This is a genomic window from Kutzneria buriramensis, from assembly GCF_003387475.1.
In the GTDB taxonomy this organism is placed as follows: domain Bacteria; phylum Actinomycetota; class Actinomycetes; order Mycobacteriales; family Pseudonocardiaceae; genus Kutzneria; species Kutzneria buriramensis.
Map to the genome: position 1 here is coordinate 255,548 of NZ_QUNO01000018.1, position 18,713 is coordinate 274,260.

Consider the following 18,713-nt stretch of genomic DNA (forward strand, 5'->3'; position numbering starts at 1 on the left):
AATCCACCCAGCTCGCCGGCATGATGATTGTGACGGGTCACAACCGAGGGGGCGACGAATGCTCGACGACGCACACGTGCCGCTGCTGGTCGACCGCGTGCTCGACCGCCTCGTGGAGCGGCTGCCGAGCTACGGCTCGCTGCCTGTGGAGGCGCTGACCACCGACGTCCGGCCGATGGCGGAGCGGGCGCTGCGCGGCTTCGTCGAGTCGCTGCCCGACGGCGGCGTGCCCGATCCGGACCTGGTCCGGCAGGCCCGCGAGTCGGCGATCGCCCGCGGCGAGGAGGGCGTCCCGATGGCGGCCATCCTCGACGCCTACCTGCTGGGCCTCCAGGAGAGCGTCACCCAGCTGCGGCCGGAGCTGGAGCGGGCCGGCAGCGCCGAGCTGATCGACTTCTTCGGCGCGGTGCTCACGTTCCAACACGTTGTGCACCAGGCGATCGCGGCCGGCTTCCTCGAACATCGCGAGAGCACGGTCGGCGAGACGCAGGCGGCCAGGGGAGCGCTGCTCGCGGCGCTGGTCGACGGCGGCGACGCCACCGACGCCGCCTACCGCGCCGGGATCCGGCTGCCCGAGCGGTACGTCGTGGCCGCGCTGGCCATCGGGCCGCACCCGGACGAGCACCAGGCCGGCGTCGACAACGTCGTGGCCGCGCGGAGGAAAGTACGGCGGCTCAAGGTGGAACTCGAACGCCTCGGCCGCGACGACGTCCTGACAGCGCTTTCCCCGACCGGCGGCCTCGCGCTGTTGCCGGCCGGCGACGACCATCTGCACGCCAGGCTCACCGCGGCCGCCGGCGCCGACGTCACCGTGGCGCTCGAGACGGCGACGCCGGGAGCAGTGCCGAAGGCGGTGCGGCTGGCGCGTGAAGTCCTTGAGGTGGCGGTGAAAACCCGCCGCGAGCCGGGCGCCTACCGCCTCGACGACGTGCTCCTCGAATACCAGCTGACCCGCCCCACCGAGGCGTCGGCACGGCTGCGAGCCGCGCTGGATCCGGTCGACGGCGACCTGATCCACACCCTCGATGCCTACCTGGACAGCGGATTGCGGCGCAACGCCACCGCCGCCGCGCTCGGCGTGCACGCCAACACCGTGGACAACCGCCTGCGCCGGATCGGGCGGCTCACCGGCCTCGATCCGACCCGCCCGGCGGACCTGCCGATGCTGCGCGCCGCCGTCGCCGTGCGGCGGATGTCCGCCGAACCTGGGCCGATCGGGTGATCAAGCCCGCCGGCAAACTCGTACAACTGTCAACTGTTTGAAAGCAAACGTTTGAGTGCGAACCTTTCTGAGCCAACTCTGAACCGATATGCGGCATCGTCGGTGGGGCCCACGAGGTCCACTCAGAAAGACAACGCCCGCATGCCCACACATCCCACCCCTGCCGTGGTGATCTGTCCCGACGTCGTCGAGCGGTTCCTGGCCGCCGCGCTGCCGGTGTACGAGTCGCTCACGCCCGAGCGCCCCCTGCCCTGCTTCGCCGTGCTGCTGGGGGAGTCCACGCCGGCGACCACGCACGTCCGCCGCCTCGCCTTCGGCGCCAACGCCCGCACCACCTCGCCGGCCGCGGTCGAGGAGTTCGCCACCACCATCGTGCCGAGATTCGGCAGCGCCTACGAGAACACCGACCGCGGCTACTGGCTGGACCCCGCCGACCTGCTGCACATCAGCCTCGCGGGGCAGCGGGAGGGCCTGGAGATACTGGGATCCATCCACATGCACCCGGACTGGCACCGCATCGCCCGGACGCCGGCCGAGCGCTCCTGCACGCTGTCGTCCCGGCCCACCCCGATGGACGAGCACGTGTTCGCCGCCACCGGCTGGCCCGTCAACGTCATCTGCTACCTGGAGCGGATCAACGGCCTGACCAGCTACAACGTCGAGGCGTGGAGCCCGGGCGGCGCGGCTGTGCCGGTACGGACCACAGTGAGGGCGGCGGCATGAGCAACGAGATCACCAGGCTCTGGGACCGGATGGCCGACGGCTGGGCCGCCGGATCGGGCGAGCAGTTCGCGGCGGTCTTCAGCCAGGACACCGAATTCGTGAACGTCCGCGGCGAGGAGCAGCGCGGCCGCGACACCGTCGCCGCCGGCCACCGGGCCCTGTTCGAGACCCACTACCGCGGCAGCACGCTCACCGCGGACGTCCGCTCGATCCGGTTCATCACCGAGCACGCGGCCGTGGTGCACGTGGCGTCGACCGTGCACACCGCCGACGGCGAGGCGATCGGCACCCACGCGCAGGCCGTCGTCGAGCGCCGCGACGGCGAGTGGCTGATCAGCGCCTTCCACAACATGATCCCCGCGAACTGACCAGGAGTTCCCATGCCCACGGCCAAACTGCGCCACCTCGCCTTCACCGCCCGCGACGCCGTCGGGCTCGCGCACTTCTACCGCGACCAGTTCGGGATGCGGATCTTCCACACCGACCCCGACGGCAGCCAGTTCCTCACCGACGGCGTGATCAACCTGGCGATCATCCAGCAGGCGCTCGACGGCGACGTGCCCACCGGCTTCAACCACTTCGGCTTCCACGTCGACGACGTCGACACCGTCGCCAAGAACCTCGTCGACGCCGGCCTGCCCGAGCCGGCCGTCCGGCACACCACCCGGCCGTTCGCCGAGTACCGCGCCATCGACCCCGAGGGCAACTGGTTCGACCTGTCCGCGCACGGCTACCTCCCGCCCGGCGAACAGGAGTAGGCCCGAGGGGCCACGGCAAGGCTGTGGCCCCTCGGTTTTTCACGCCATGTCCACCTCGAACTCGGACACCTGGCCCGCCGGCCAGCCCGTGTTCCCGGTGAACGTCAGCCGCACGAACCGCTGCGAGGCCGCGCCGAACGACACCGACGCCGTGTTGCCCGACGCGGGATCGAAGGTGTAGCCACGCGATCCGACCAGCGTCGACCACGAGGTGCCGTCGGTGCTGCCCTGGATGGTCAGGGTCTGCGTCCGCGCTCCCCACGCCGAGGACGGCGGCAGCTTCAGCACCACCTTGTCGACCGAGTACGCCTGGCCGAGGTCGACGGTCAACGACTGCGGGAACGCGTTGTTCGTGCTCTCCCAATAGGTGTTGGCGTCGCCGTCGTTGGCGTTGCCCGGCGGGAAGCCGCCCTGCGAGCCGCTGGCGGAGATCGCCTTACCCTTGGCGAGGTTCGTGCCGGAGCTCGGCGGCGCGGGCGGCCCCGAGTTCGGCGGCGGCCAGGTCGAGCAGTCGCCCCAGGTGCCGGAGTAGCCGCTGTCGCCGGAGCCGTTGAAGGTCATCTTCGGGATGGACGTCGGGTAGGGGCAGTTGTACGTGCCGACCACGCCGACGCCGCTCGCGTTGAGGTTGCTGACCGACACCGTGCCCTGGGTCTGCGACTGGAGCACGAAGGTGCCCACGCCCTGGACGGTCGCGCCGTTGACGGTGATGCCCTGGATGGACTTGCCGGCGCCGTTGCCGTCGATGAACTGGATCGCCTCGTACGGGCTGTCGATCGCCTTGAACCCGGTGACGTTGATGGTCACCCCGGTGATCGCCTCGTCGCGGGCGTCGAACCAGAGCGCGCCGACCCCGAACTGCCAGTTGGGATCCAGCGCCCCGGCGCGCAGGGTCGTGTTGTCGGACAACGTGATCGTTCCGCTCAGCGGGACGCTGCTGAACCGGTTGGCCACCAGGATGCCGCCGCCCAGCGCGTTGGTGTCCTGCACCAGGTTGCCGCTCACGGAGTTGTCGGAGCCGCCGTAGAGCGCGATGCCGTTGGCCAGATTCGGCTGCACGACGGTGTTGTCGGTCAGCGAGTTGCCGGAGTCGGCCTGCCCGTTGGACCACAGCGCCAGGCCGTCGTCGCCGTTGTTGCGCAGATAGTTGTTGCTGAGCGTGGAATTCGTGACGGCGCCGTCGAAGTTGATGCCGTCGGCCATGGTGTCGATGATCCGGTTGCCGGTGATCGTGAGGTTGCTCGACGCCCCGTTCATCAGCCACAGGCCGCACTTGGTGTCCTGGATCCACAGGTTCTGCACGACGGACCCGGTGCCCAGCACGCCGTGGAAGCCGTTGTCCGGGCTGCCGTCGTTGCGCTCGGTGACGTCGCCGAAGATGGCGAAGTCGTAGAGCCTGATGTTGCCGGATGCCGAGCCGTTGTTGAAGATGTTGTTGCCGTGCAACGTGGTGTACCACGGACCGGCGCCGCGAATGGTCACCTGGTCGACCTGCAACGCGGACGGGATCTCGAACCGCCCGGCCGGGATCCACACCGTCTTGCCCTGCGACTTCGCCGCCGCGATCGCGTTGCGGAAGGCCTGCGAGTCGTCGGACGAGTCGTTGGCGGTGGCCCCGTAGTCGGTCACCGACAACGAGTTCGCCGGCTGCGTCGCCGCGCCGCCGACCTGCTCGAAGTCGGCCAGGTCGATGGTGGCCTGGCCGACGTCGCCGCCGTCGGCCTGCACCCGGACCTTGGCCCCGGCGCTCAGGTTCTGGCCCAGCAGCAGCCGCGAGTCGTCGAAGAAGTGGTGGTTCTTCGCGCCCGGGATCCAGCCGGTGTCGATGTACATGTACCGCGAGGTCACGGAGAGCCCGGTGGACAGCTTCGTTCCGTTGACGTACACGGAAAGCTGGCCGGCGCTGCCGTCGGGCAGGCTGTAGTGGACGTTGATCGAGTTCGCCGCGGCCGGCAGCGTGAACTCGACGTACTGGCCCTGGCCGATGCGCACGGCCTGCCGGCCGGACGCCTCCGAGGCCAGGCTGGCCTGGGTGTAGTCGGGGCCGACGGGTGAGCCGTTGGTGGCCGAGCACTCGGCCTCCACGGTCCGGAACGGCACGCTCGCGCCGCCCGAGGCGGTGGTCGGACAGGTGGCCGCCGCGGCGGGAGTCGTCCCGGACAACAGGGTGACGCCCGAGACCACCAGCGCCGCGGCCAGCACCAAGGGCATGCCAAAGGCAGGGTTGGCAGGCTTCATCGACTGCTCGCTTCCTGGTCCCGCGAGGCAGGGTGCGGAACCACGTGCCGCCGACTCTACGAATTCCGACACATGGCCGCAAGAGTTCAACCGAAAGCCGCAAGAAGGCGACAGGCGTCGTTGTCGGTTCCGGCCGAGTGCGAGGCCCCGCCACCGCTTCGCCCGGTTGCCGGATTTCGGGGGCCGCCACGCACGCGCCCACGATGGCAGCCGACGCGGCGCCCGAAATCCAGCAAGGGCGAGGCGGTGGCCCCGAGGGGGCCGAGCCCCGCGCGGGACGCGCGGCGTGAAACTGTCAGACCCCCTGAATAGGGTTTCGCCGCAGTTGATCGCTCGGGAGGAAAGAGCACGGTGGAGCACGAGGACTCGCTGGTCATCCCCGACCATTGGCGGCGCAACATCCACTACCGCCGGGACCGGCCGGTGCTGCGGGCGTTCAAGGTGGACGAGGGGCGGGCGGAGTCCGCCCGCAAGCAGTTGGAACTCCGCCGGGAGTGGATCGTCGCGGCGTTCGACAACCCGCGCACGATGCCGGCGCTGGGCCGGGCCGGCCACGCGTACCTCGCGGGGGAGCGCACCGCGCTCGGGGCGGCGGCGCTGATGATCACCGGGCAGGCGCACGAGCCGTATCTGCTGCAGGACTGGCTCCAGCGGCAGGGGCCGGCGTTCGCGGCGGAGGCGCTGCTCGAGTACTGCCGGCTGATCGTGTCCTTCGACGACGCGTCCAAGAAGGACCAGGACGCCCCGCGCTACATCCGCTACCTGCAGGCGGACGAGCGGGTGCCGTGGCAATGGCCGGGCGTCGCGTACCTGGAGACGGTGCGGTTCGCGCTGGCCTGCGCCGACGACGAGGAGTACGCGCGGGCGGTCGAGGCGCTCGCCGACAAGCGCGACACCGAGATGGCCCGGCTGGTCGCGGCGTTCCTGCTGCCGACGGAGTCGGCGTGGGTCGACGAGCTGTACGAGAAGCTGGAGCAGTGGGGGCCGGCCCGCTATCTGGGCACTCTCGCCGCGTGCACGCCCGGCACCGTCGAGCAGCTGCGGACGCTGGACCGGATCGTGGCGGCCACGGCCGCCATCTACACCCTGGTGCACACCATCGGCACGGACATCGCGCCCTACCTGATCAAGCGCCTCGACGAGGAGCGGTCCGGCGGCGACACCCGCAAGCTGCTCGTCACGGTGATCGCCGCGCTGCCGACCGACGAGGCCTTCGGCGCGCTGGTGTCGCGGTCGGGGCAGAAGCACATCCAGAGTGGACTGGTCGCCGCAATGCGGCAGTTTCCGTTACGGGCCTTGCGAATGCTCGCCGCGGCGGCCGGCCGTGACGCAACGGCCGCGCACCTGCTCGCCGGCCACTTGCAGGCCAATCCGGAGCTGCTGGACGTGGAGCTGCCGGCCAACCTGAAGGCGGTTGTGGAGCGGGTCGCCGCCAGCTCGGCCCGCGTGCCGGACGCGCCGCCGGAGGCGCTGCCGAAGCTGCTGGTCAGTCCACCGTGGACGGTGAAGAAGGCCAAGGCCAAGGCGATCGTGCTCCGGCTGGAGCCGCCGAGCGGCATGACCGTGCGCTGGGAGCCGGGGGAGCGCGCGGACTGGCAGTCCCGGGCGGAGGAGCACCGCTGGCTGCTGGACCGGATGCCGAAGAACCCGGACGGGCAGATCGAGTGGGAGCACATCGCGGGCCAGGTGCGATCCGGCCAGGCCAGTCGTCAGATGGTGTGGGCGATGTGCCAGTTCGGGCCGGAAGACCTGATGCGGCCCCTGCTCGACCACCGGCTGGAGCGGCCGTGGTCGGGCGAGTCGTACACCGCGCCGATCCTCGCGCGCTTCGAGACGGACGCGCTGCCGATGGTGTACGCGGGGCTCGACGACCACCCTGCCAGCTACTGGGACCTGTTGCTGCCCTTCGCCGACGCGGACATCGCGCTGCGGATGGCCGGCTGGTACGCCCGCCTCAAGTCCGCCCGCGAGACGGCGACCGCCTGGTTCGCGCGGCACGGCGTGTCCACGGTCCGGCTGCTGGTGCCGGCCGCGGTGGGCAAGGTCGGGGCCGGCCGCCGCGCCGCCGAGGCAGCGCTGCGGCTCGTGATCTCCCAGACGTCGCTTGAGGCAGTGCTGGCCGAGGCCGAGACGTACGGACCGGAGGCGCGCACGGCGATCGAGGCGCTGGCCGCGACCGACCCGTTCGACATGCTGCCGGCGAAGGTCCCGGCGATCGAGTGGGTCACTGTCGACCAGCTGCCGCAGGTCAAGCTGCGTGACGGGTCGGGGCTGCCGCGCGAGGCGACCGAGCACGTGTTGACCATGCTCGCGATGTCCCGCCTGGACGAGCCGTACGCGGGCGTCGACGTGGTGCGGGACCTGTGCGATCCGGAGTCGCTGGCCGAGTTCGCGTGGGCGCTGTTCGAGTTCTGGCGGACGTGCGGCGAGAACCCCAAGGACGGCTGGGCGTTGGCCGCGCTGGGCCTGATCGGCAACGACGACACCGTGCGCCGGCTGTCGCCGATCGTGCGGGCCTGGCCCGGCGAGGGCGGCCACAGCAAGGCCGTGACCGGCCTGGACGTCCTGTCGGCGCTCGGCAGCGAGGTCGCGCTGATGCACCTGAGCTCCATCGCGCAGAAGGTCAAGTTCAAGGCGTTGAAGCAGCGGGCCCAGGACAAGATCGCCGCCGTCGCCCGCGACCTGAACCTGAGCCCCGAGCAGCTGGCCGACCGGCTCGTGCCGAATTTCGGCCTGGACGACGCGGCAACCATGCGTATCGACTACGGCCCGCGGTCGTTCACCGTCGGCTTCGACGAGCAGCTCAAGCCGTACGTGATGGACCAGGACGGCAAGCGCCGCAAGGACCTGCCCAAGCCCGCCGGCAAGGACGACCAGGAGCTCGCGCCGGCCGAGCACGCGCGGTTCGCCGCGCTGCGCAAGGACGTCCGCACCGTCGCCGCCGACCAGATCCTCCGCCTGGAGCAGGCGATGGTGGTCCGGCGAGACTGGTCCGCCGAGGAGTTCTCGACGCTGCTCGCCGGGCATCCGCTGCTGTGGCACATCGTGCGCCGGCTGGTGTGGATCACCGATGCCGGCGTCGGCTTCCGGGTCGCCGAGGACCGCACGCTGGCCGACGTCAACGACGACACCTTCACGCTGCCCGAGGACGGTAGGGTCCGGCTCGCGCATCCACTCGACCTCGGCGACGACCTCGGCACGTGGTCCGAGCTGTTCGCGGACTACGAGATCCTGCAACCGTTCCCGCAGCTGGGGCGGCTCACGTACACGCTGTCCGACGACGAGCGGACCGCCACCGCCCTCAAGCGGTTCGAGGGCGCGACGGTGCCGATCGGCAAGGTGCTGGGGCTGACCAAGCGGAGCTGGCGGCGGACCCAGCCGCAGGACGCCGGCGTGGAGTGGGGGATCGTGCGGCCCTCGCCCGGCGGCGTGGTGGTGATCGACCTCGACCCGGGCATCGCCGTCGGTGCGATGGACGTGTTCCCGGAGCAGACGCTCTCCGCGATCCGGCTGGAGGCCGAGGGCTCCGACGGCTGGCGCTACCACGCCCAGCCGCGCGAGTTCGGCGAGCTGGACCCGATCACGGCGTCCGAGCTGCTGGCCGAGCTGACCGAGGTGACGGCGTGAGCAAGGACCTCCAGCGGCCGCCTGCCGAGCTCCGCTACGCCGACGAGCTGGCCGCACTGCGCGCCGAGGACACCGATCCGCGGCCGCCGGGCTGGGCGCTGAGCCTGGCCGCGGCGCGACGGTTCATCGTCGGCGACGACCGCGGCGTGAGCCGCAAGTTCGTCGGCGATCCGTCCCTTGTGGACCGTGCGCTGGTCACCCTGGCCACCAGTCGCGGCCTGATGCTGGTCGGCGAGCCGGGCACGGCCAAGTCGCTGCTGTCCGAGCTGATCGCGGCGGCGGTGTCCGGCGAGTCCACGCTCACCATCCAGGGCGGCGCGGCCACCACCGAGGACCAGATCAAGTACTCCTGGAACTACGCGCTGCTGGTCGCCGAGGGGCCGACGCCGCGGTCGCTGGTGCCGGCGCCGATGCTGCGCGGCATGGCCGAGGGCAAGCTGGTGCGGTTCGAGGAGATCACCCGCTGCCCGCTGGAGGTCCAGGACTGCATGCTGTCGCTGCTGTCCGAGCGGGTGCTGGCGATTCCCGAGCTGACCGGCCCGGACGGCATGGTGTTCGCCCAGGCCGGCTTCAACGTGATCGCCACCGCGAACACGCGGGACCGCGGCGTGAACGAGATGAGCGCCGCGCTCAAGCGGCGGTTCAACTTCGAGACGGTCTTCCCGATCGGCAGCTACGACACCGAGCTCGGGCTGGTCGAACGGGAGGCGGCCCGGCTGCTGGAGCAGTCGGGGGTGGCCGTCGCGCCGCGCCGGGACGTGCTGGAGGTGCTGGTCACGGCGTTCCGCGACCTGCGCGACCAGCCCGAACGCCTGTCCACGGTGATGAGCACCGCCGAGGCGGTGTCCGTCGCGCACGCCGTCGGCCTGCGCGGCTGGTACTTACGCGGCGAGGCCGGCACGGCGGCGGACATCGTGGAGTGCCTGGCCGGCACGGCGGCGAAGGACAACGCCGACGACCTGGCCCGGCTGCGGCGGTACCTGGAGCAGCAAGCCCCGCGCCGGCACGGCGAGCAGTGGCAGGCGCTGCACGCCGCCCGACACCTGCTGCCCGGCTGATGACCGTCACCTACATCGGGGTCCGGCACCACAGTCCCGCGTGCAGCCGGCTGGTCGCCGCGACCATCGAGGCGATCCGGCCGGCCCACGTGCTGATCGAGGGGCCGGCCGACCTCAACCACCGGCTGGACGAGCTGCTGCTGGGCCACCGGCTGCCGATCGCCGTCTACACGTACTACCGCGACGACGAGCGGGTGCACGGCTCGTGGACGCCGTTCTGCGACTACTCGCCGGAGTGGGTGGCGCTGACGGTCGGCCGCTCGGTGGGGGCGGAGGTGCGGTTCATCGACCTGCCGGCCTGGCATCCGGCGTTCGCCGACCGCCGCAACCGGTACGCCGACGCCGATCACCGGTACCGGGCGGTGACCGAGCGGCTGTGCCGGGAGTTCGCCGTCGACAACGTGGACACGCTGTGGGATCACCTGGTCGAGGCGGTGCCGGACGATGAGCTGGCCGAGCGGTTGACCACGTATTTCGACCTGGTGCGCGGGGAAACCGTTGCGGGGGAGGACGATCGGGCCCGCGAGGAGTACATGGCGTCGTGGGTGCGGGCCGCCGGCGGTCCGGTTGTTGTTGTCACGGGCGGGTTTCACACGCCGGCGATCCGCGCTTTGGCGGTGGGTAAGGGTCCTTGGCCGGAGGTCCCACAGCCACCGGCGGATGCCGTCGGCGGCAGCTACCTGGTGCCGTACTCGCACAAGCGGCTGGACGCGTTCACCGGCTACCAGTCGGGGATGCCGTCGCCGGAGTACTACCAGCGGCTGTGGGAGGACGGGGTCGGTGGCGCCGCCGACGCCATGGTGGAGGAGGTGGTGGTGCGGCTGCGGAAACGCCGGCAGTTGGTGTCGACCGCCGACCTGATCGCCGCCCGTACGCTGACCTCCGGCCTGGCGCGGCTGCGTGGCCACGAGTTTCCGTCCCGCACCGACGTGCTGGACGGGCTGGTCAGCGCGTTGGTGCACGACGATCTGCCGCAGCCGCCGCCGTGGAGCACGCGTGGGACTCTCGCGCCCGGCACGCATCCGGCCATCGTGGAGATGGTCGCTGCGTTCAGCGGCGAGCGGCTCGGGCGGCTGCACGCGGCGACGCCGCTGCCGCCGCTGGTCGCGGACGTCACCGCCGAGCTGGAGCGGCTGGGCCTCGACGGCGAAGGCCCGGTGACGTTGGATCTGACCGCCGAACTCGCGCGGAGTCGGACGTTGCACCGGCTCAGGGTGCTGGGGGTGCCGGGGTTCGAGCGGCGGTCCGGGCCGTCGAGCGGGGCGGATCCGGTGCTGGACGAGCAGTGGCAGCTCACGCCCGACGACGGCCGGCTGCCGGCCCTGATCGAGGCCGCCGGGCACGGCGCGACCCTCGCCTCGTGTGCGGCGTCCATGTTGCGCTCGCAGATACCCCAGGCAGGTATCGCCGACCTGGCGACGCTGCTGTTCGACGGGGCGCTGTGCGGCATCGACATGGAGGTCACGGCCGCCCTCGCCGACGGCATCGCGACCGCCGGCGAGCTGGACGCCCTCGGGCACGTGCTGGCCACTGTGCTCGGATTGTGGCGGCACGACCGGATTTTCGGCACCGCCGGCAGTCCCGCGTTCGAGCCGCTGATCGCCGCCGCGGTCGACCGGTCGCTGTGGATCATGGAGGGTGTGCGGGGCGGTCCCGCGCCGGCCGAGCCGGCGCGGCTGCGCGCCGTCGTCGCGACCCGGGATGCCTTGCGGCACGCCGGATCCGTGCTCGACATCTCCCGGTCGACCGCGCTGGACGTCGTCGCCCGGATCGCCGCCAACGCCGACGCGCCGCCCGATCTCCGCGGCGCCGCCTGCGGTTTCGGCTGGTCGCTGGACGCCGAGGTGGACGCCGTCGGGGCGTTGGCCGGGGTCTCCGGGCCGCGGATCGTCGGCGACTGGCTGGCCGGCCTCTTCGCTGTCGCCCGCGACCGGGTGCTGTCCGACGACCGGGTCATCGCGGTCCTGGACGACGTCGTCAGCGGAATGTCCGAAGAGGACTTCCTCATCGCGCTACCCGCACTGCGGCAGGGCTTTTCCTTCTTTCCTCCCGCCGAGCGGGAGACCGTCGCCCGGATGGTGGTCGACCTGGGCGGCGGCTCGGCGCGGTCGCTGCTGCGGGCCGAGGTCGACCCGCTCGTGGTCGCCCGGGGCATGGCGTTGGAGGCCACCGTGGACAGAGTGCTGGCGGAACAGGGGTTGCTGTGACGGATCTGCAACGGTGGCGACTCATCCTCGGGCAGCCCGCCGACCGGCACACCGGCTGCCTCGTCGGTGAACCGCTCCGCCGGGATGCCGCCCTGGATTGGCTCTACGGCAGGGATCCCGAGCTGCAACGGCAGGGCGTGCGGCGGGGCGGGAGCGGCGATTCGGTGGTGCGGACCGTCGACTGGCTCGACGACGTGCACCGGCTGTTCCCCAAGGAGACCATCGAGCGGCTGGAGCGGGACGCCGTCGAGCGGTACGACATCACCGAGGTCGTCACCAACCCCGAGGTGCTGTCGAGGGCCGAGCCCAACCCCGCGCTGCTGCGGGCCGTGCTGCGCACCAAGCACCTGATGAACCCCGAGGTGCTGCGGCTGGCCCGGCGGATCGTCGCCGCCGTCGTCGAGGAGCTCATGCGCAAGCTCGCGCGGGAGGTGCAGCAGCCCTTCTCCGGCACGCGGAACCGGCGGCCCAGCAACGTCAAGAACTCGCGGAACTTCGACTTCCACGCCACCGTTCGCGCCAATCTCGCCCACTACCAACCGGAGCAGCGGCGGCTGCTGATCGAGCGGCCCCGGTTCGTCAGCCGCACGCGGCGGCGCGTCGACCAGTGGCAGCTCGTCCTCATCGTCGACCAGTCCGGGTCCATGACCAGCTCCGTGATCCACTCCGCGGTCACCGCCGCGTGCCTGTGGAGGCTGCCCGGGCTGCGCACCCACCTCATCGCCTTCGACACCAACGTCGTCGACCTGACCTCCGACGTCACCGATCCCGTCGAGCTGCTGATGAAGGTCCAGCTCGGCGGCGGCACCGACATCGCCAAGGCCGTGGCCTACGGCGCCGGCCTGATCGACAACCCGCGGCGGGCGATTCTCGCCGTGGTGACGGACTTCTACGAGGGTGGCGACGAGAACCGGCTCGTGCGGACCGTGCGCGGGCTGGTGGAGCAGGGCACGCAGGTGCTGGGTCTCGCGGCGCTGGACGAGGACGCCAACCCCAGCTACGACCGGCACCTGGCGCAGCGCCTGGCCGATGTCGGGGCGCACGTCGGCGCGATGACGCCCGGAGAGTTGGCGGAGTTCGTGGCGGAGAGGCTGGGATGAACAGGCACGATCTCCTCTCCCTCAACGAGGATTCCCTTGTCGCCCTGGCCAACCGCGGCCTGGTCAAGCGCGCCGGCCGCGAGACCGACGTCATCGTCGAGGTCGATGGCGACGTGGTGCGCGGCACCTTCCCCGACGGTGTTGTCACGGTGTTGCCGCCCGGGGTCGGGTTGGACGGTGCCTCGTGCACCTGCGGCGCGAGTGGCGTGTGCCGGCACCGCATCGCGGTGGTGCTTGCGTACCAACGGGAACAGACGGTGCCGACCTTCGAGCCGTGGTCGCCGGGGGAGCTCACCGACGAGCTGCTGACGGCGGCCTTCGGCGAGCGGGTGGTGGCGGCGGCGCGCAAGGCGTATCGGGCGTTGCCGGTGCGGCTGCGGCGTCCGACGGCCGAGGATCCGGTGGCGAGCGCGGAGTTGCCGCTGTGCACGGTCCGGTTCCTGGTCCCGGGCGAGCTCGGATACGTGCACACGGACGTGACGGCCGACAGGCGCGACGAGTTCGTGGTGCTGGCGGTGTGGGCGTTCCGCGAGGCGGACGAGCGCGGGGTGCTGGAGTTCGAGGCGGGCGCGGGGACGTCGACGGATGCGGACTTCGGGGCGGTGCCGGAGCTGATCGAGCAGCTGGTGGCCGACGGCGCGGTGAACGCGACTCCCGTGCAGGAGGCGGCGCTCCGGCGCGCGCAGCGGGACCTGGCTGAGCGAAACCTGCACTGGCCGGCGGCCGCGATGGCGGATCTGGTCGATCAGGTCGCCGCCTACCGAGCGAGAAGCGCATCCTACGACCCGACCCGGTTCGCGGCGTTGGTCGCCGAACTACACGCCCGGCAGCACTCCACCGGGCCCCGGTCGCAGGTCCTCGGCACCGACGAACGGGCCGAGACGCCACTGTCCCGGGTGCGGCTGACGGCCCTGGGCTGCCGGGTCCTCGACGAGCACACCGCCGAGGTGTACTTCGCCGGCCCGACCACGGTGTTCGTGCTGCGCAACCGGTGGGACAGGGTCGACGCATCGCGACGCGTCGCCGGCACGACGCTGGGACGGCTGGCCGCGTCGAACGTCGTGTCGGAGTCGGCGGTGCGCAGCGCCAGCCGGGTCGTCAGGCTGACCACCGGCCGGGTCGCCAAGACGTCGATCACGCCGGTGGGGGAGGCCTGGGCCGAACTTCCCGTGCTGGTCAGGGACTTCGCGGCGTTGGAGGCGGAGCTCGCCGCCCTGCCGCCGGCGTTCGTGCGCCCCCGCGTCGAGGCCGAGCTCGTGCGGGTGCTGGCCGTCGCCGAGGTCCGCCACGTCGGCTACGACCCCGGCGCGCAGCGCCTCGACGCCGTCATCGCCGACGCCGACGGCGTCACCGCCACGGTGTCCGCCCAGCACAACCCGCACTGCCCGGCGGCGCTCGACGTACTGGCCAAGTCCCTCAGCGACGGCCCCCGCATGATCAGCGGCACCGTCCGCCGCGCCGGCGGCCTCGTGCTCGACCCCTGCGCGGTCCTCACCAGGGACGGCGTCGTCGTCCCCGACCTGGCCGATGGCGAACCGACCGCGCTTCCGGCGGGTTCCTGGACCCCGTCGGAGCCGCTCGCGGCGGCGATCGCCGCCGCACTGGAGGCCACGGCCGAGGCGGCGCATCGGGGCCTGCGGCATGCCACCGCTGGCGTCCGCACCCGGCTCGAACAGGCTGCCCAAAGCCTGCGCAGTGTCGGCCTCGGCCGGACGGCCGACCTGCTGGCCGCCGCCGAGAAACCGGAAGGCTGGTGCGCCGCGCACCTGAGGCTGCTCGTCCTGGCGGAGCTCAGAGGCGTTCATCCAGCCGGATCGTGACGTCGTCGCCGACGTCCTTGCCGATGGCCTTGCGCACGGACGCCTTCACGGGGAGCTTGTGCGTGCCGTCGCCGAGCGCCATGAACGAGCTCTCGAAGGGCACGCCGTCCACGCTGCCGCGCACCTTGACCAGGCCGTGGGTGCCGAAGAACTCGGCGGACCGCGGCCACACCACGTACGTCCACCCGCCCTTGGCGGGGCTGCGAACCAGCGTTGCGGTGAATTCAGTCAGCATGCCCCAGTATCGAGACCGCCGACGGAATTTCGACACCGGTCAGCTCTCCTCCTCCGCGGGCTCCTCCTCCACGCGGTACGCCACGGTCTCCTCGGCCGGGGGAACGACCGGCAGGGTTTCCTCACGAGGCGGCGAGGACACGGCGACCAGCGCGCAGGCGGCGCCGAGCAGGGCGAGATAGAGGCCGGGGCCGATGACGGGGGTCAGCGCCTGCCCGGTGGCCCCGGCGAGCTGGGACAGGAAGGTGGCGGTGCTGAAGCCGGATGCGGCCAGGTAGAGGCCGCTGGCGACGCCGATGCCGCCGGCGACCAGCGAGGCGTTGCGGGTCCACCGGAACTCGGCCCGCAGCGACGCGGCGGCGACCAGCAGCAGGGCGACACCGGCGATCATCGTCACGACGCCGACGTACTGCGGGATGTCGTGGCCGATGCCGAGGTCGAGGCCCCAGGCGTTGACGGCGGCCTGCGCCTGGTCGCCGTCGCCGGGCAGGGGCAGCGTCACCAGGTTCAGGAAGGTGCTGCCGACCAGCAGGATGCCGCTGGCGAACAGGAATGCGACGGCGCGGGTGCCGGGCCGCGCCGTGGACGTGACGACGGGAATGGGCGCGGTGTCCTCGTTGGGCATCGGCCCACCGTACGTTCAGTGCTTGCGGACCACCCGCTCGGGGGAGCCGGGTTGCCAGACCGTGACGTCCATGTGGCCGCCGTCCACCTCCACCGCCGACGCGCTGGTGATGTCGGCGGCGTAGAACGGGCTGAACACCTGTCCGCGCAGGTCGAAGCCACTTTCTTGATACAGGTCCTCGGCGTAGCGGGCGTGCAGGTCGAGGTCCTGGACGTCGTGCACGGTGCCCCACAGCTTGGCGTCGCCGTCGGCGACGTGGGTGTCGACGGTGGCGGTGTGCAGGCAGAACCGCGGGTCGCGGCCCAGGTCACGGAACTTGGTGGTGCCGGGCATGCCGGACAGCCACAGCTGGCCCTCGAACAGCCGCGGCTCCATCGGGCTGATCCGCGGCGAGCCGTCGGCGCGCAGCGTGGCCAGGAAGCACAGGTTGCCGGTGGCGGCGTGCCGACGCCGGAAGACGGCGGCGATGCGCGGCGCGAGGTCGGTGAATTCCTGCCAGGACGTCACACCACAGCAGCGTATGGGAACGAAGGGGGTGTCACCGGCCAAAAGGCGTGGTGCGGAGTGAGACGGCGCCGCTGGCGCGAACAGGAGGTCCGGGGGTGACTGGGCTACGCGACGCCGCCGAGCTGGTCGAGCTGTACGACAACCAGGCCCGTTCGCTGCACCGCTACCTGGCGGTCAGGGTGGACGTCCAGGTCGCCGACGACCTGGTGCACGAGGCGTTCCTGACGGCGTGGGAGCGCCGGGCCGACTTCGACCCGAGCCGGGCCGGCCTGAAGGCGTGGGTGTACGGGATCGCCACGAACCTGCTGCGCCAGCACGTGCGCACCGAGGGCCGGCGGCTACGGGCGCTGGCCCGCGAACACGGCCGGCGGGTCGTCACCGACCGGGTGGACGAGCGGATGGCGGCCGTCATCGACGCCGAGACGCTGGCCGCCGACCTCGCGGAGACGCTGGCCGAGCTGCGGCCGGAGGAGCGGGACGTGCTGCTGCTGGTGGCCTGGGCTGACCTGACGCCGGCCGAGATCGCCGAGGTCACCGACACCCCCGTGGCGACGGTCCGGACGCGCCTGTTCCGGGCCCGGGCGCGGCTGCGCGCGCGGATGGGCGGACTGGAGGGTGACGGCGATGCTTGATGGACTGCGTCCCATGGAGGACGACGTGGTCAAGGCGGCGGTGTCGGAACTGCCCGAGATGTCCGACGAGGCGGTCGCCGCCGGCCGCGCCAAGCTGCTGGCCGCGATGCGCCCCGCAACTCCGGTCGCACCTCTCCGGCGGCGCCGGGCCTGGTTGGTGGCCACCGCGGTGGTGGTCGGCGTGCTGGTGCTGACCCTGGTCGGACCGGCCCTCGTGCCCGACGACTCCCCGAAGGTCGGCACCGCCACGGCCGCCGAGGCGCTGAGCCAGGCCGCCACCGAGACCGGCGACGTCGTCCTGCGGCCGGGGCAGTTCCTGTACGTCCACAACAGCACCCGCGTGATGTCCTCGGCGAACCGAGACCAGGACGACATCGCCTGGGCGTACATCGCCGACGAGACCTACGAGACCTGGGTGCCGGCGGACCAGGGGCAGACGTGGGAACTGCGGCGGACCAGCACGGGCGCCAAGACCTGGGTGAAGGGCTCGCCGGCGGACGTGCCGAAGGACCTGCCGCCGCTGATGGAACTGGGCGATTGGAAGGCGAGGAACGGCGAGTTCTGGGGGCGTTCGGAGCAACCGTCGTTTTTCCACCCGACCCCGGCGTATTTGGCGGCGCTGCCGCGCGACCCGCGCCAGTTGTTTCAGAAACTCAGCGCCGAAGAGCACGGCGATCAGGGCGCCGATCTGTTGCGGGTCATCGGATTGGGCCTGGACACCGGCCTGATTCCGGCGGAGCTGCGCAAGTCGGTGTACGAGGCGCTGGCCTACGTGCCGGCGCTGCAGATCGTGGACGACACGGCCGACCTCGACGGCCGGCGGGGCACGGCGTTCGGCGTCACCCAGGGCCGGGACAGCGTCCAGCTCGTCATCGACACCAGAACCGGTGCATACCTCGGTTCTCGGGAACTGTTGGCGCGGGACTGGGCCGGTGTCAAGGCGGGCACCGTGACGAGCAGCTCCTCGCTGACGTCCAGGGTGGTCGGCGCTATGGGATCGACGAGTTGAGCGCGCCGACCAGCGCCGCCACCAGCTGGGCCCGCAGCGCGGGATCCGAGCGGATCTCGCTGTCCGACTCGATGTGCGCGAACACCGCGCCGATCGAGTCGGCGTCCTGTCCCTGCACGTTGGTGGTGCCTTCGAGGTTGCCGCAGCTTTCGCGCCAGGCCCGGCAGACGACGGTGCCGCCGGCGGCGACGCGGTCGGCGATCTGCTCGTGCAGCGAGGTGTGCTCGGTCGCGCCCGCGGACACCACGACACCGGTGCCGGGCAGGCTGCGGTCCTCGTACCCGTGCAGTTGCACCTGCGGCAGGCCCTTGCGGGCCAATGCATCGGCGACGAGGTTGAACAGCGAGTTCGCGTTGTGCGCGACGTCGGCGAGCCCGCCGGCGGCCCGGCGGTGCGCGCCGGCGATGAGCACCGCGGATCCGGGTAGCGCCTGGTACAACTGGACACCGACCTGTTCGGTGTCCAGATCGAAATTCGGGTGCGGCACCTCGATGACCCGCCGCGGGGCCACCCCGTAGTCGGCGATGTACATGCCCCAGCCCCGCTCCACGTCCGGCTCGGTGGCGGCCAGCAGGAAGTGCCGCCCGGACACGGTGTCCCGGCCGTCGGTCAGCGTGAACCCCAGCGGTGTAAGCGTTTGCACGTAACTTTGGGTGTTCTTCCCGCCGGTGAGCAGGGGAATCAAGCCGGACAAGGCGTCTTTTCCCTCACGGACCGTGGGCGGCCGGTACGGCGCGTCCGCGCTGAGCGCCGCGGCGAACTGCGAGGCCCGCTCGGCCAGATCGGTGTCCGGCGAGCGGTCCGGAATGTTGATCAACACCAGTGCCGCCACGCAGGCCAGGCCGAGCGCGATGACCAGCGCGTTCCGTGCAGAAGCCAAGGATTTCTCCGGGTTCCAAGCCGCCCGGCGGTGGCCGCTCTCGGTTGTTCGGTTGCGAATCGTGCTTGCCTTG

At 71.6% G+C, this 18,713-nt stretch carries 16 protein-coding genes; 11 read left to right on the forward strand and 5 right to left on the reverse strand.

All coding sequences use genetic code 11. The annotated features are described in order from the left end of the window. The first annotated feature begins 58 nt into the window (after positions 1–58). The 4 genes from BCF44_RS42135 (at position 59) to BCF44_RS42150 (ending at position 2,703) form a co-directional block, all read left to right on the forward strand. Positions 59–1,222, forward strand: a complete 1,164-nt coding sequence (locus tag BCF44_RS42135; protein ID WP_116180109.1) for a PucR family transcriptional regulator — start codon at positions 59–61, stop codon at positions 1,220–1,222. Positions 1,223–1,363: 141 nt separating this feature from the next. Continuing rightward, entirely contained in the window at positions 1,364–1,945 is a 582-nt protein-coding gene (locus BCF44_RS42140) for an MPN domain-containing protein (protein ID WP_116180110.1), read from the forward strand. Then, the gene (locus BCF44_RS42145) at positions 1,942–2,313 is read left to right on the forward strand and encodes an SgcJ/EcaC family oxidoreductase (RefSeq protein WP_116180111.1); all 372 of its coding nucleotides are present in this window, start codon (positions 1,942–1,944) and stop codon (positions 2,311–2,313) included. The genes BCF44_RS42140 and BCF44_RS42145 overlap by 4 nt, the downstream gene beginning before the upstream one ends. Before the next feature lie 12 nt (positions 2,314–2,325). After that, on the forward strand, positions 2,326–2,703 hold the full coding sequence (locus tag BCF44_RS42150) for a VOC family protein (protein ID WP_116180112.1): 378 nt from the start codon (positions 2,326–2,328) through the stop codon (positions 2,701–2,703). Positions 2,704–2,742: 39 nt separating this feature from the next. On the opposite strand, the gene BCF44_RS42155 is transcribed toward BCF44_RS42150, so the two are convergent. Then, complete coding sequence (locus BCF44_RS42155) at positions 2,743–4,941, reverse strand: discoidin domain-containing protein (protein WP_170218045.1); 2,199 nt, start codon at positions 4,939–4,941, stop codon at positions 2,743–2,745. Positions 4,942–5,292: 351 nt separating this feature from the next. Between BCF44_RS42155 and BCF44_RS42160 the strand changes: the two genes are divergently transcribed. The 5 genes from BCF44_RS42160 to BCF44_RS42180 are packed head-to-tail and all read left to right on the forward strand — an operon-like array spanning position 5,293 to position 14,753. Continuing rightward, a complete protein-coding gene (locus BCF44_RS42160; RefSeq protein WP_116180114.1) occupies positions 5,293–8,568 on the forward strand; it encodes a DUF4132 domain-containing protein in 3,276 nt (1,091 codons plus the stop codon). Beyond that, complete coding sequence (locus BCF44_RS42165) at positions 8,565–9,626, forward strand: ATP-binding protein (protein ID WP_116180115.1); 1,062 nt, start codon at positions 8,565–8,567, stop codon at positions 9,624–9,626. Before BCF44_RS42160 ends, BCF44_RS42165 begins: the two co-directional genes overlap by 4 nt. Next, positions 9,626–11,833, forward strand: coding sequence for a DUF5682 family protein (locus tag BCF44_RS42170; RefSeq protein ID WP_116180116.1), 2,208 nt, complete (start codon positions 9,626–9,628; stop codon positions 11,831–11,833). The genes BCF44_RS42165 and BCF44_RS42170 overlap by 1 nt, the downstream gene beginning before the upstream one ends. Further along, on the forward strand, positions 11,830–12,933 hold the full coding sequence (locus BCF44_RS42175) for a VWA domain-containing protein (protein ID WP_116180117.1): 1,104 nt from the start codon (positions 11,830–11,832) through the stop codon (positions 12,931–12,933). Before BCF44_RS42170 ends, BCF44_RS42175 begins: the two co-directional genes overlap by 4 nt. After that, positions 12,930–14,753 carry an SWIM zinc finger family protein gene (locus BCF44_RS42180; protein ID WP_116180118.1) on the forward strand — a complete coding sequence of 608 codons (1,824 nt, stop codon included), beginning with the start codon at positions 12,930–12,932 and terminating at the stop codon, positions 14,751–14,753. The genes BCF44_RS42175 and BCF44_RS42180 overlap by 4 nt, the downstream gene beginning before the upstream one ends. On the opposite strand, the gene BCF44_RS42185 is transcribed toward BCF44_RS42180, so the two are convergent. The 3 genes from BCF44_RS42185 to BCF44_RS42195 are packed head-to-tail and all read right to left on the reverse strand — an operon-like array spanning position 14,725 to position 16,119. Continuing rightward, positions 14,725–14,988 carry a DUF1905 domain-containing protein gene (locus tag BCF44_RS42185; protein WP_116180119.1) on the reverse strand — a complete coding sequence of 88 codons (264 nt, stop codon included), beginning with the start codon at positions 14,986–14,988 and terminating at the stop codon, positions 14,725–14,727. The genes BCF44_RS42180 and BCF44_RS42185 overlap by 29 nt on opposite strands. A 39-nt stretch (positions 14,989–15,027) precedes the next feature. Beyond that, on the reverse strand, positions 15,028–15,612 hold the full coding sequence (locus BCF44_RS42190; protein WP_116180120.1) for a hypothetical protein: 585 nt from the start codon (positions 15,610–15,612) through the stop codon (positions 15,028–15,030). Positions 15,613–15,627: 15 nt separating this feature from the next. Then, positions 15,628–16,119, reverse strand: coding sequence for a pyridoxamine 5'-phosphate oxidase family protein (locus BCF44_RS42195; RefSeq protein WP_116180121.1), 492 nt, complete (start codon positions 16,117–16,119; stop codon positions 15,628–15,630). 95 nt (positions 16,120–16,214) lie between these two features. On the opposite strand from BCF44_RS42195, the gene BCF44_RS42200 reads away from it, so the two are divergent. Continuing rightward, positions 16,215–16,751 carry an RNA polymerase sigma factor gene (locus BCF44_RS42200; RefSeq protein ID WP_170218046.1) on the forward strand — a complete coding sequence of 179 codons (537 nt, stop codon included), beginning with the start codon at positions 16,215–16,217 and terminating at the stop codon, positions 16,749–16,751. A gap of 13 nt (positions 16,752–16,764) precedes the next feature. Continuing rightward, on the forward strand, positions 16,765–17,760 hold the full coding sequence (locus BCF44_RS42205; RefSeq protein WP_116180123.1) for a CU044_5270 family protein: 996 nt from the start codon (positions 16,765–16,767) through the stop codon (positions 17,758–17,760). Here the strand turns inward: BCF44_RS42205 and BCF44_RS42210 are convergent. Continuing rightward, the gene (locus BCF44_RS42210) at positions 17,741–18,640 is read right to left on the reverse strand and encodes a hypothetical protein (RefSeq protein ID WP_116180124.1); all 900 of its coding nucleotides are present in this window, start codon (positions 18,638–18,640) and stop codon (positions 17,741–17,743) included. The two genes, BCF44_RS42205 and BCF44_RS42210, sit on opposite strands and share 20 nt — an antisense overlap. Positions 18,641–18,713 lie beyond the last annotated feature (73 nt).